This window comes from Mycobacterium sp. DHQP2018-32-09 (assembly GCF_058148405.1).
Map to the genome: position 1 here is coordinate 1 of NZ_JBYVYK010000136.1, position 463 is coordinate 463.

The 463-nt window shown below is 56.8% G+C and carries 1 protein-coding gene; it reads left to right on the forward strand.

What is annotated here, in order from left to right:
- Positions 1–185 precede the first annotated feature (185 nt).
- Positions 186–463, forward strand: a 278-nt coding sequence (locus tag AC30CM_RS27035; protein WP_490119981.1) for a hypothetical protein, incomplete at its 3' end; no start/stop codon positions are given.

The window sequence follows — 463 nt, forward strand, 5'->3', positions numbered from 1 at the left end:
CCCCCGGCTCCTATCCACTGGCCTCACTCACGCTAACGTACAGACCGCTGATCGCAGTCGTCCACACGCCCCCAACCCCGATTTCCTTGTCCTCACTTATCCAGCAAGTCCCGCATCTTCGAGTCCTCCACGGACTAGGTATCAAGCCCGTCCTGCACTCAATTCCCCTAGGACCCTCGTCCCACATGTGGGCCCTCAACTACAACGCGGAGATCGCGGAGCGCGGATACAACCATGTGCGCGTGCGCGGGTCCGACGAAGAAGACGCGGACGGGGACTTCGAAATAGTAGATGCAGACGCCGATGATGGGCTCGATGCCGACGCAGACGCCGATGAAGAACTTGAATGGGGCCCGGATTCTACGGAATTGGTGAGGAATCCTGATCAGGCGCGTGCTGATCACGAAAAAACACTTAGAAATGCTAAAAAATCGCGTTTTGAGGGGTCTGGTGTAAAACACCT